At 42.5% G+C, this 13,642-nt stretch carries 9 protein-coding genes; 6 read left to right on the top strand and 3 right to left on the bottom strand.

All coding sequences use genetic code 11. The features are described 5' to 3' along the window. Positions 1-68 precede the first annotated feature (68 nt). From LK453_RS10810 to LK453_RS10825, 4 genes are all read left to right on the top strand, one after another. The gene (locus LK453_RS10810; protein WP_201542013.1) at positions 69-2,366 is read left to right on the top strand and encodes a bifunctional prephenate dehydrogenase/3-phosphoshikimate 1-carboxyvinyltransferase; all 2,298 of its coding nucleotides are present in this window, start codon (positions 69-71) and stop codon (positions 2,364-2,366) included. A 246-nt stretch (positions 2,367-2,612) separates the two neighbouring features. Continuing rightward, a complete protein-coding gene (rarD, locus tag LK453_RS10815) occupies positions 2,613-3,566 on the top strand; it encodes an EamA family transporter RarD (protein WP_201542011.1) in 954 nt (317 codons plus the stop codon). A gap of 92 nt (positions 3,567-3,658) precedes the next feature. Continuing rightward, positions 3,659-4,039, top strand: coding sequence for a dihydroneopterin aldolase (folB, locus tag LK453_RS10820; RefSeq protein ID WP_201542009.1), 381 nt, complete (start codon positions 3,659-3,661; stop codon positions 4,037-4,039). A 79-nt stretch (positions 4,040-4,118) separates the two neighbouring features. Continuing rightward, positions 4,119-4,775 carry a hypothetical protein gene (locus LK453_RS10825; protein WP_201542007.1) on the top strand — a complete coding sequence of 219 codons (657 nt, stop codon included), beginning with the start codon at positions 4,119-4,121 and terminating at the stop codon, positions 4,773-4,775. A gap of 51 nt (positions 4,776-4,826) precedes the next feature. Here LK453_RS10825 and cysE read toward each other — a convergent pair whose 3' ends face one another. The 3 genes from cysE to dnaE all read right to left on the bottom strand — a co-directional run bounded on the left by cysE (position 4,827) and on the right by dnaE (position 10,520). Continuing rightward, a complete protein-coding gene (cysE, locus tag LK453_RS10830) occupies positions 4,827-5,699 on the bottom strand; it encodes a serine O-acetyltransferase (RefSeq protein ID WP_201542005.1) in 873 nt (290 codons plus the stop codon). A gap of 168 nt (positions 5,700-5,867) precedes the next feature. Beyond that, the gene (locus LK453_RS10835; RefSeq protein WP_201542004.1) at positions 5,868-6,770 is read right to left on the bottom strand and encodes an RNA methyltransferase; all 903 of its coding nucleotides are present in this window, start codon (positions 6,768-6,770) and stop codon (positions 5,868-5,870) included. 132 nt (positions 6,771-6,902) lie between these two features. Next, positions 6,903-10,520, bottom strand: a complete 3,618-nt coding sequence (gene dnaE / locus LK453_RS10840) for a DNA polymerase III subunit alpha (RefSeq protein WP_201542003.1) — start codon at positions 10,518-10,520, stop codon at positions 6,903-6,905. 613 nt (positions 10,521-11,133) lie between these two features. Between dnaE and LK453_RS10845 the strand changes: the two genes are divergently transcribed. Together LK453_RS10845 and LK453_RS10850 are read left to right on the top strand one after the other, a co-directional pair. Then, positions 11,134-12,048: an OmpA family protein gene (locus tag LK453_RS10845; RefSeq protein ID WP_201530127.1), complete on the top strand. Its 915-nt coding sequence runs from the start codon at positions 11,134-11,136 to the stop codon at positions 12,046-12,048. 92 nt (positions 12,049-12,140) lie between these two features. Beyond that, complete coding sequence (locus tag LK453_RS10850) at positions 12,141-13,508, top strand: Calx-beta domain-containing protein (protein ID WP_201542002.1); 1,368 nt, start codon at positions 12,141-12,143, stop codon at positions 13,506-13,508. The last annotated feature ends 134 nt before the right edge of the window (positions 13,509-13,642 follow it).

Raw genomic sequence — 13,642 nt, forward strand, 5'->3', positions numbered from 1 at the left:
AATAAAGTGCTGAAAGCTTTTAAAAATATAATGCTTTTAAAAATATAATAAAAATAGGTTAATAAGTGATGCTGTTTGAACAGGTTTGTATAGTAGGTTTGGGCTTAATTGGCGCAAGCTTGGCGCAAGCAATAAAAGACAGACAGCTAGTGGGCAGATTGGTAGCGGTAGACAAGCATGCACCAAGTATTGAGGCTGCCATAGCAGAGAATGTCATTGATGCCGGTAGCGACTCCCTATTTGACGTAGTGGCAGGCAGTGACTGTATCATAGTGGCAGTGCCAGTAAAGACTGTGGCGACTGTCTTTAAAGACATCAATCAAGCGATGCAGCAAGGCCTTATCGAAGCCGATTGCATAATCAGTGATGTGAGTAGTACTAAACTAAATGTGGTGGAAGCTGCCCAAGCTGCGTTTACACAATTACCCACCGGGTTTGTGCCGGCACACCCCATTGCTGGTGCAGAACAGTCTGGTTATACCGCAAGGCGGGGTGATTTATTTGTCGACCATAGCCTGATTATCTGCGAATTAAAGACAACCCGTTTAGAAGCTGTCGAAAAAGTATCTCGGCTTTGGCAAGGCGTAGGTGCGACTGTCATGAAGATGGATGTTGAGCACCACGATGCTGTGTTGGCCTATACCAGTCACTTACCTCACTTATTGGCATTTAATCTAGTAGAGCAGCTGGCCAGTCATGATGACAATATGGACATATTTCGTTATGCTGCCGGTGGATTTAGAGATTTCACGCGTATTGCTGCCAGTGATCCAGTGATGTGGCATGATATTTTTATCGCCAACAAACCTGCTTTATTGAATGCCTTAGATGAATACAGCCTTTATTTGTCAAAGTTACGCAGTTTAATTAACGATGAAGACTCTACTGAACTACTTGGTTTACTGGGCCGAGCCCAATCAGCACGAAAACACTTTGGTCATATGCTGACCAACACCCCTTATACTAAAAAATTAACGGACCCTTCAAATACGGATAATTCTATGACAACGTCGACTCATGCTTCTAGTGCATACATTATTACCCCAAGTACGTCTATCAAGGGCAGTATTTCTGTTCCTGGCGATAAGTCAATCTCTCATCGCAGCATCATGTTTGGTAGTTTGGCAGAAGGCGTTACCAAAGTAACCGGATTCTTAGAAGGGGAAGATGCGCTAGCCACTCTACAAGCTTTTAGAGACATGGGTGTCACCATTGAAGGTCCAGAAAATGGCCAAGTGACCATTCATGGTGTGGGTATTAATGGACTTAAGCCCAGTCGTACGCCTTTGTATATGGGTAACTCGGGTACTACCATGCGCCTGTTATCTGGTATCTTAGCAGCGCAGTCATTTGACAGCGTGTTAACAGGAGATGCCAGCTTATCGAAGCGTCCTATGGAGCGTGTGGCCAAACCTTTACGTGAGATGGGCGCTACCTTACAAACCACAGGTGAACGTGGCACAGCACCGATTAGTATCACCGGTAGTGATAAGCGCGGTAGTAAATTAAAAGGCATTACTTACGACATGCCAGTCGCCTCTGCGCAAGTTAAATCTTGTTTGTTATTAGCCGGCTTGTGGGCGGAAGGTAAGACCACAGTTATTCAGCCCGAAATCAGCCGTGACCATACTGAGCGTATGTTAAGCGCCTTTGGTTATGATGTCGAAGTTGAAGGCAATAAAATCAGTGTGGTCGGCGGTGGTAAACTGACCGCTTGCGACATTGCGGTCCCTGCTGATATTTCTTCAGCAGCCTTCTTTATGGTCGCAGGGTCGATTGCCAAAGACAGTGAAATTACCATCACCAAAGTGGGTATGAACCCAACTCGTACAGGGGTAATCGATATCTTAAAGCTTATGAATGCCGACATTACTATTAGTAATGAGACCTTCGTAGGAGGCGAGCCTGTGGCAGACATCACTATTAAGTCTGCGCCACTTAAAGGTATCCAAATTCCTGAAGAGCTGGTGCCATTGGCCATCGACGAGTTCCCTGTATTATTTATCGCTGCAAGCTGCGCAGAAGGTCAAACTGTACTAACCGGTGCCAAAGAGTTGCGTGTCAAAGAGTCTGATCGTATTGCGGTTATGGCGGATGGTTTGACTCAATTGGGGGTTGATTGCACCATTACTGAAGACGGTATTATCATCGAAGGCAAAGGCAGTCAGAACTGGGAGCCAGTATTTGGTGGCGGAGAGATTTACTCTCACCATGACCACCGTATTGCTATGAGCTTCTCAGTAGCAAGTCTAAGAGCCACTGATACCATTAAGATTGAGGGCGTTGAAACAGTGAATACTAGTTTCCCAGGGTTTGCAGACTTATGCAATAAGATTGGTATGAGTATCGAGACTAAGTCTGTCTAAAGGTCACTCAGCTCTTAGGCCGGTAAGTTTAAAAGTAGATGCGATAAAACACATCATGTAAAATACAGGTAAAGCCATCCTCGCTCAGGATGGCTTTGCTTTTTTGATTTTTTATCGAATCGCTTTAATACAGTCATGCTAATAAAGATAATACACAGCGGTTCATTTGCAGGCTATATAATGGATGGCTCATAATCAAAAAAACAGTTCCACACCCTTTTAGTAAGTCATAGTTTGGATTTTTATATGTCTTTAGCTACCCCTAATAATGCCGTGCCAGCCAAACCAAAAACAACGGTGGTTCATACCACCAGTAAGGGAATTGTTACCGCTTTAATTGCCTTTGTTATATGGGGCAGCTTTCCTTTTTATTTCAAACAGTTGGCACAATACAATGCTGTTGAGATTATTGGCCATCGTATTGTCTGGACCTTTGTTTGTCTAAGCTTAGTATTGGTATTAACCAACCGCTGGCAATGGATTGATACTCTTAAAGCCAGTCCTCGTTTAATCGGCATAACCTTTTTATCCAGCCTTATTATTGCCACCAACTGGTTAACTTATGTCTGGGCGGTTAATGCGGATCAAATTTTAGAAGCCAGTTTAGGGTACTTTATTAGCCCGTTAATTGGTATTTTATTGTCATTGGTGTTTTTACAAGAAAGATTACGTCCTTTGCAGTGGTTAGCAGTGGCATTTGCCATTGCCTCAGTATTGATTCAAGTTGTTATGCTGGGTAATTTGCCGTGGGTATCACTGGTCTTAGCGCTTTCGTTTAGTGTTTATGGGGTGATGCAAAGACGCACACCACTACAAGCTTTAGATTCCTTATTTTTAGAAACTGCCTTGCTCGTGCCCATTTGTATTGTGTGGTTTATGAGCTCTGATGTCGCGAGTTCATCGCTGTCCTTTTGGTGGAGCAAAGACATTTGGTTCTTAATGTTAGCGGGTCCTATCACCCTGATTCCACTGTTGTTATATAATAAATCAACCAAAATGGTGGCATTTAGCATTTTGAGCTTTATGAATTATCTAACCCCAACCATTATCTTCTTGCTAGCAGTTTTCTATTACCATGAGCCTTTCGATAGTCAAAGATTAATGATTTTTGGCCTAATTTGGTTTGGTTTGTTTTTATTCAGTATTGATTTATGGCAAAACAGACCCTCTAAACTGCTTAAAAAAGAGAATACAGTATAAAATTTTCATTCAACACTAAATGCTCAACCGTTAACTATCAACTATCGTTGTTATCCGCATTATGTTAACCCCATTATAATGAGAAGAATGTCATGAATAAGCCACAAGGCAGTACCGATTTTGTCAAAATTAAAGGATTAAAAGTCAATGCAGTAATAGGGGTCTTCGATTGGGAAAGGGCCATAGAGCAGCCTTTGCTGATTGATGTGTCTATGGCCACTGATATCAGTGAAGCGGGCAAAAGCGATGACATTAACGATGCGATTAATTACAAAGAGGTTTGTGATGATATTACTGAGCTGTGTCAGCAGACCAAAGCGTTACTGATTGAGCGCTTAGCGGAGCTGATAGCGGCACACATTTTAAGTAAATATAATACCACTCAAGTTGAAGTTAGCGTGGCCAAACCAACGGCTATTAAGGCTGCAGAGGCGGTGGCGGTTCAGATCGCTAGAACTGCTACCACAGACTAAAGTCTTAATCGACTCACTAGGTTAAAGATTAGGCTTAGGGTGGTATTAAATTAAAAGAAGTGTGAGGGGTCAGCTACTGATGAATAATTATGAATTATCTAAAAACAGCTCTATTAATGATACAAATAAAAATAGCCTAAGCAAAGAAAGTGATCTAAATAGCTTATCCAATTTAGACTGCAATCATCTACGTATCATCTCCCAGATTAAACCTCTTATCGAAATATCAGAGTATCTGCCAGTAGGGTATATAGTTGAGCTGGGCAGTAATCAAAAGGCTCAACATCATTTAAAGCTGAGTAGAGATGCATTAGAAGCTGAGGCCGTCAGTGCTCATTGGTCCACTGAATATATCAATCCCGACTATACGGCGACGCCAGAAAATCCTAAGCCTGACTATACCAATCAATGTGGTTATTTACAGCTTGACCCTAATCATAACCATGATGATGGCAAAACACCACAGAGTTTGGGAGAACTTGTTAAAGCCAGTAAGGTGTTTGAGAAACAGATACAGCAAGATTTTCATCAGGCAGAACAAATAAATAAATTGGATGTAGATACGCTGTTAAAGTCTATAGTAGAGCCTAAGAACAGACAGGTGATTATTGATATCGATATATTAGCGATAATGACTGAGTCAGAAGGCATAATAGCCGTGGCTGAACGCTACCCATTCAAACATCATGAATGGGTAGGACTTATAGAGTTGTATGATAAAAAGCTAATTAAATAGAAATGTCAGTTAAACAGAAGATCGAATTAGAGCTATAAATAAGACAGTGCCTTATTGGTTGCTAATGACTTCTAACTCGTCAACTGAGAGTTTCACACAGTCTTTTGGTTTAAAGGTAGGGTCTAATTTACATAAAGCAGTTTGCAGCTCATTGATACGGGTTTCAGACTGCTGGATATGACTCAAGACTTTGCTGAAAGCTTCAGCAACTGGGTCTTCGGAGTCTGGGTCTAAACCATAGGCAGTAAAGTCGACACGCTCAGACAAGCGTTTAGTACTTAGCTGATTGGCATAGTTTTTATTGTCATCTGGACAATCAGGTACGTTATTGGTCGGAGTTTCTTGTGGTTTATCTTGAGCGGAGGATTCTGAGTCAGGGTCCGTAGAGGCGGCAATCATTCTAGCAGCATTGCCGACCATAGTAGCTTCTGCAGGCACTTCTTTAACCACGACAGCGTTAGAGCCAATTTTTGCATTTTTACCGACAGTGAATGGGCCTAAAACCTTAGCACCAGCACCTACGATAACCCCATCTTCTAACGTAGGGTGGCGCTTGCCTTGACCTAAGGACACGCCTCCCAAAGTTACGCCATGATATAGGGTGACGTCATCACCAATTTTAGCCGTTTCACCAATGACCACGCCCATGCCATGGTCAATAAAGAAACGTCTGCCAATTTGTGCGGCGGGATGAATCTCAATTCCAGTAATCATACGAGAGCCATAAGAGATAGCCCGTGCTGAGAACTTACAGTCTTTGTTCCACAAATAATGTGCACCGCGGTGCAGTATTAAGGCGTGAATACCTGGGTAAGTCAGTAAAACTTCCATGCTGTTTCTTGCCGCAGGGTCCCGTTGGAATACGGCGGCGATGTCCTCTTGCAATGAGGCTTTGGCTTTTTGAATGGCTTTAATTAGTCTCATATGAATGTCTTATCTTATATTGTTAATTAGTAAAGTTGACACTGTTTTTAATTTCTTATTAGGCTGGTGGTATCTCATCCCAAAAATGTATAAGGGCGGTATAGAGTATACTGTACCGTTTATAAAAAACATTATAGATTAATAATGTCATGTTTTGAAAATATTAACTCACAGCTTCCGTTTGATCTTCGCAATAATAGAACTTATGATCTCAAACTCCTTTTGATCCAACTGCACCCTAGACAGCAAGCGCGATAATCTGTTGGGTAGCTCTCTTAGTGTATCAGGTTCTGTGCTTTCTACTAACTCTAAACCCTTCATCAACTCTATGATACGGCTTTGCAGATTGCTTTTCTGGTCTTGAGTAATGGCTGGCGCGTCCCAGTTTTGTCTTTGTATGACATTTATTTTATTGCCCTCATCTTGATCAGATGCTGATGTGGTTGACGTATGGTCCGCCAAGCTTGGCAGTGAGGTAGCAGGATTAGAGGCAGTTGGCTTTGAGTGAGCGTCTTGTAAAAAGCGACTGTAAAAAAAGCTTGAAATAACCTGTATGGCGGAGGCCACATTGAGCACCGGATAATCAGGATTGGCATCTATTTGGATATGATAATCTGCCATAGCGAGCTCCTGATTGGTCAGCCCTCGGTCTTCACGCCCGAACAGTACTGCAACTTTAGTATCTTCAGCGGGGCGCGACAAAATAAGTTTTGCGGCATCATCAGGGGTAACCACAGGTCGAGGGATGTGCCTTTGGCGACTGCTGGCAGCAAATACCAATTGGCAATCCGACAATGCTTGCTCTAGACTCTCTACTACAGTGCAATTGTCTAACACACTTTTTGCACCCGCGGCATGGGCCACACTGTCCTCATCAATCGGATGTTTGGGATCGACGACCACAAGGTCTGTTAATTTCATGGTTAACATAGCACGCGCTGCTGATCCTATATTGGCCGGCAAGGTGGTATTAACCATAACAATTCGAATACTTTGTAAACGCTGATTGAGCACTGAGGTATCTAAAGCTGAGCGATCGGTTGTTTGTTTGTTTGAGGCAGTAGAGGTCATAGTTTTCTTATAGTAGGTTGTATATAGTCAGGTATAGTCATATCTATTTGGTCGATATAAACAGATGAATAAAAATGCCTGCATGAGCAGGCATTGATAAATCAAAAGCTATGGTACGTTAGGGATAACTCATCAAGAATAGTGAAAATATAAATTTTCTTGAGGCACAATAATACCTAATTGCATTAAGTTTTCATCAGTGGGGTAGACACGCCAGTTGTCATTCAAACTAACGCTAGCAATGGCAAAATCAGTATAGACGTTTAGAGCCACAGGGATACAGCCATCGTTTTGATTTAAGGGCACAGGTGAGATGCTCATAGCGTCCTGCTCATTATAATAAGCCTCCATAGCACCATTATCATCGGTCTCTTCTTCAAAAGCAGGGGCAGCAATCGTCGGTATTATATCCAATTGAGCGGGTTTTAATAAAGGCTGCAGAGAATCTAACAGTCTTGTATCCTGGCTATGAATCTTGATACTAATCTTTTTAACCCAGCGCTGACGGCATTCAAGTAAAGTATAAGCGTTGTCTAAACGGGCAAATAAACGTCCGTCACGGTCTCTAATACCGCCTTTGATGACAATCACTTCATCGACTTTTAGTTTGTCTTTGATACGGTTAAAACGTTCAGCATAGCAGCTGACTTCAAGTCTGGCAGTTCCATCGTCTAAAGTAATGACACAGCGGTTACCGAAGTTAGCAATATCCATAATTAAGCCAGCGAATAAGATACTGCCATTGTAGCCGGTGTCAGATAAACTATCCAAACGGGCGTTACTGGTATAAACCGCAATTTCTTTACGGTACTGATCAATAGGATGCCCGGTTAAATACAGCCCTAAAGTATCTTTTTCAGCTTTTAGACGGTGCTTGTCGCCCCAGATTAAATCGGGTCCCGTAGGCAGAGGTGGGGCAGTGGTGGCGTTATCCAGTTCACTGAATAAATCCATCATTCCCATTTCATTGTTTTGACGCTCTTGCTCAGCAGCTTGCACTGCCTTAGGGAGCTGCGCCATCAACGCGCCACGGATTTGATGATGTTGATCATCCTCTAAGTCGGGACGTAAAGTAATGGCAAAGTCATCGAAACAACCTGATTTAATTAAAGCTTCTAGCGTACGCTTATTCACCTTCTTGATGTCTACTCGTCGACAGAAGTCATAAAGGTCCGTAAAAGGACCTCCCACTCTGCGAGCTTGGACAATGGATTCAACTGCCCCTTCACCCACGCCTTTAATCGCCCCAAGACCATAAATAATATTGGTAGGCTTGTCGGCTACGAAGTGCCATTCACTACGGTTGACCGAAGGATTGTCAACGGTTAGATTGAAGTTCTCACGGCAGTCATTGATAAAGAACACCACGTTATCGGTGTTGTTCATATCTGAGGTAAGTACCGCTGCCATAAACTCAGCAGGATAATAATGTTTTAAATAAGCCGTTTGATAGGCCAAAACCCCATAAGCTGCCGAGTGTGATTTGTTAAAACCATACCCTGCGAATTTTTCCATCAAATCAAAGACACCGCCCGATACCACAGGGTCGATGCCTTGTGCTGTCGCCCCCGTAACAAAAATATCACGCTGCTTGGCCATCTCTTCCGGTTTTTTCTTACCCATAGCTCGGCGTAGCATATCAGCGCCGCCTAAACTATAGCCGGCCATTACCTGCGAGATTTGCATAACCTGTTCTTGGTACACAATAACGCCGTTGGTGTTCTCCAAGATAGGCTCTAAGTTAGGGTGATCATAAACCACCTCTTCACGGCCATGCTTACGGTCAATGTACATCTCTACCATGCCGGCATCTAGCGGGCCGGGGCGATACAATGCACACATCGCGATAACGTCTTCAATGTTGGTGGGCTGCAGCTTCGCTAAGTATTTTTTCATTCCCGAGCTTTCTAGCTGGAATACGGCTGTGGTCTTCGCCTCTTGCAGTAGCTTATAGGCGTTCTTATCGTCTAATGGTAGATCTTCAAGCTCAAGTGGCGGCTTTTGTTCACGAGCACGTCGTGCATTAATGTTTTTCACCGCTGCATTAATGACGGTCAAGTTACGGAGGCCTAAGAAGTCAAACTTAACCAGACCCACGGATTCCACATCATCTTTATCAAACTGGCTGACTCGGTGACCTTCTTCATCACAATAGATCGCACTAAAGTCAGTAATCTTATTTGGGGCAATCAATACACCACCGGCGTGTTTACCGACGTTACGGGTAATGCCCTCTAACTTTAATGCCATTTCCCAGATTTCATTGGCGTCTTCGTAATCCATATTGTCTGGGTTAGACAGTAAGTCTTTTAATTGAGGCTCTTCAAGTAACGCATCCTTTAAAGTAATACCCGGGGTTTTTGGAATAAGTTTGGATATCTTATCTGCCAAACCGTAGGATTTACTTTGGACTCGGGCCACATCGCGGACCACCGCTTTTGCCGCCATCGTACCAAAGGTAATGATCTGTGATACCGCTTCACGACCATATTGACTGGCAACATACTCAATCACACGGTCGCGACCTTCAATACAAAAGTCGATATCGAAGTCAGGCATTGATACACGTTCAGGGTTTAAGAAACGCTCGAACAGCAAGTCATAATGTAAGGGGTCTAAGTCAGTAATGTTTAGTGCATAGGCTACTAACGAGCCTGCCCCCGAACCACGTCCTGGACCAACAGGCACGCCATTGGCTTTTGCCCAACGGATAAAGTCCATAACAATTAAAAAGTAGCCTGGGAAACCCATTTCTAAAATAATGTTCAATTCATGCTCTAGGCGCTCATCATAAGGCCGTCTAACCTCATCCCAAGTGTCATCTCGCTCCTCAACAGGATATAGCTTATCCAGACGAGCGTTAAGCCCACGTTGTGACTCCGAACGGAAAAAGGATTCAATCGTTTCTCCCTCTGGAATCGGGAACTCTGGTAGTACGTTAATACCCAAGGTCAAAGTAACGTTACAGCGTTTGGCCAAACTAACCGTGTTATCAATTACTTGAGGAATATCTGCAAACAGCTCGGTCATCTGTGCCTGAGTCTTAAGGTACTGCTCGCTTGAATAGTCATGGGGACGATTGGGATCGGCGAGTACATGAGAGGAAGCGATACAAACACGAGCTTCATGAGCGTCAAAATCTTCTTCCGTCAAAAATCGAACGTCATTATGAGCCACGATAGGAATGCCATGACGTTGACCGGCAAAAATTGATTGTTCAATAAACGTATCTTCACCAGCGCGGTGGGTACGCTTTATCGCAAAATACAAACGGTCATCGAACACCGCTTGATACTCAGCTATCAGCTGATGTCCTCGTTCCGGATTGGCACCCATTAGCGCTTGGCCCACATCCGATTTTTCGGTAAATAGAATAATAACGCCTTCGCTATTGGCCAACAAATGCTCTTTGCTAACGATAGGAATGCCTCTATTTTCTGGGTTCATACGGCCATCAGTGAATCCTAGCGACACGATACGAGTAATACTCTGATATCCCTCATTATTCATCGCCAATAAAGTCAATCGTGTCGACTCTTCATCAAGAATAATCTCTGCACCAATAATAGGTTTTATCGCAGCATCTAAACAGGCGCGATAAAACTTTACTGTGGCATATAGGTTCGATAAGTCGGTTAAAGCCAACGCCATCTGCCCATCAGCAGCCGCTGCTTTTACCAGAGGTTTGATTCGAATAATAGAGTCCGTAATGGAGAACTCACTGTGGATGCCTAAATGTACAAACGCCATAAACGACCTGATTGTTTAATAAATAAAAAGCGGAATGGGCTAAGTAGTGTTAGTCACCACTGCCGGATAGAAATGTGGGTTAGATATAACCCTAGTGCCGATAAAACTCAATATTGTCAAAGACTTAATGAAATGATTTGAATTATTTTATTTGAGGTTTTATCAAAAATTTAAAGGGCTGAATGGAAGTAGAACTATAGCATTTTTATGGTAATTGAGCCATAGGCAATGACTGTCTTTGCCAGTGTATTGGTATTTAGATGAATCGGCTTCGACCCCGTTCATACCCTGATTCTTTTAGTAGCTTTATACCATTACCTAACATAAGTCCGGTAAGTATTATTGGTAGGAAGATATGGAAATTATGCATAAATTTCGTAAGACATGCTTAATTTACTATCTCTCTTAATTACGAAGAGTAAGCGTAGAAAAGGGGCAAAAAACAGCAATGAATGCTTAACCTCTGTTGTCCTAACTATTAAAACAAATCAGAGATCGCTTTTAAGATAAAGGATCTATCAGTGAAGCGCTCTAGTTTAAGGGTTATTCCTTACAAAAAATTGTTTGCTCTCTCGTTTGAATCGTTTCGCTTGCAAATATTAAGGAGTTTGTTGTGAAAATATCAGCCAAAAGATGGATTGGCACTTTATTGGTAGCCTCTATGTTGCAAGGATGTGCTACTGAAGAGGGAATGGTTAGAGTAAACAATGTTGCTTGGTATCCCAATAAAGTTGTCGATGTAGATACTATTTTAAATACACCAACTCCTGAGGGCACAACCCGACTGGTCTTCTATAGGCCTATGGATGAAGATGACTCAAGGACAGGGGTCAATATCGCGATAAACGATGATTATCAGGTAAGCCTACATCCTGGAAGTTTTACCACAGTTTATTCCTGCATTGGGGACAACCGGTTGAGTAACAGGTCCTCTGAGCTAAATACCAATGACTTATTGTTAAAACATAACACTTCAACTCTCAAAAATAAGGAGACTCAATATTACGAAATAAACGTGAATAAAAACCGCGTTGCAAAATCAAAACGCGTTTCTGAGGATCAAGCCCGTGCTGCTATGGCTGGCATGACCTATCAATCTCATCAAATAAGCAAAGTTATTCCAAACTGTGCGCTTCGTCCACAACCCAAGCCTCAGCCCCCTAGTGCTCCTATTTTAGAAGAAAAAGTCACCATAAACCTTCAAGTCCTTTTCGATAATGATAAATCAGTGGTTAAACCTCAGTACCTACGCGACCTGTCTACTGCCGCCGAGTTTATGCAGAAGTATTCAGATACGACTGTAGTTATCGAGGGTCATACCGACAGTAATGCAAGCGATGCTTACAACATCGCTTTGTCAAAACGTCGTGCTCAGGCAGTCAAAGAGGTATTTATTAATCAATACGGAATCAGTCCCGCTCGAATTCAAGCGGTTGGCTATGGAGAATCACGGCCAATTGCTTCAAACGCAACTGCAGAAGGAAGACAGATGAACCGTAGAGTAGTCGCAGTAATACAACAAAAATAATATTACAAGGCCTAGTTGAACAGGATTTAGCAGGCCAATTTAAGAAATTATCTAACAAACATAAATCAGTTCAAATTCAACAGGGAAAGAAAATGAAAAATATCATTGTAACAACAGTAGATTCAAGCGGAGTAATTGCAAAACATACTCTTTCAGGTAACGGACCAACAGTTATTAATGCTACGAAGAATGCTAACTATGAGTTTTTTGATAACGCCAAAGGATATGGCCCAGACCATATTATCACTCGGCGCGTCGATAACGATTTAAAGGTTTCCTTTGAGCGTACCGGTGCAGAAGACGATCTTATTATCAAAGACTTTTATACAGAAAATACTGCCAATAATAATAGTGCGCTTATAGGTGCGTCAAAAGAGGGTGAACCTTACTATTACATTCCTGATAGTGCTGAACAAACTGATTTTGTGACCCAACTTCAAAATGGTGCGGTACAAGGCAATGCACTGGGTGGTGAAGAATTCGTACAGCCATGGTGGATAGGCGGACTGCCTGTTTTAGCCGCATTAGGTATTGCTTCAATTGGCAGCTCTGATGATTCTCCTCCTCCTCCTCCTACTCCTCCCGTTAATCCTCCAGTTGTGACCATTACTGAGGATGCCAATAATGATGGCATAATTTCAGCAGGCGAGTTGGACGGAACAGTGGGTGTCTTAATCGAAGTCCATGAAAAAACACAGGTTGGTGATACTTTAATAGTAACAAACCCTGATGGGTCTGTGGATATGATTGTTATTACCCAAAATATTAAAGACAACGGCTTGGTATTAGAATATCCAGCACCTGCTAACGGCGAAACTATCGAAGTAAAAGCCCAGGTTGTTGACTACCTAGAAAATGCCTCAGAAACCAGCAGTGACTCAGCGGTTGTAGAGTCTCCTGCTATCGTTTCTTTATCTGGAGATAGCAGTGTTAATGAAAACAATGGCCCTGCCACTTATACCATTAGTTTAGATAAGGCTTCTGATACCGATACTGTGGTTACCTATGAAGTTCAAAATCAAACCACAGATAGTAACGACTTCACCGGTGCTACCACTGCCACAGTCACCATACCCGCAGGTCAATTGAGTGTTGTGGTTGAAGTAGGTATCAATGATGACGGCGTCTATGAAGGCGATGAAAATTACAATGTGGTTATTACTGGGGTAACAGGTAGTGCGGAACTTGGTAATGACGATACGGTAAATACAGTCATTATAGACAAAGACATGATGCCAAGTATTAGTGTTGATGATGTCACTGTGAGTGAAAGTCTCATGGGAGAAGACGTTGTTGCTACCTTTACAGTTACTTTGTCACATCCGAGTACGGAAACAGTAGAAGTTAGTTTTAATACCGAGGATGGTACAGCAATCAATGGTGCAGACTATACTGGATTAAGCGGAACAGTAACTTTCGTACCAGGCGAGACTACTCAGACTATCGAAGTGCCTATTTGAGATGATGTTTATGATGAAGAAGACGAAACTTTTAATGTTGTCTTAAGTAGCCCTGTTAATGCCACATTAGATCATAACGGTATCGGTACGATTACCGATGAAGAACAATACCCTGACTTAGTCGAAGTATCTAT

This window comes from Psychrobacter sanguinis (assembly GCF_020736705.1).
Classification (GTDB): domain Bacteria; phylum Pseudomonadota; class Gammaproteobacteria; order Pseudomonadales; family Moraxellaceae; genus Psychrobacter; species Psychrobacter sanguinis.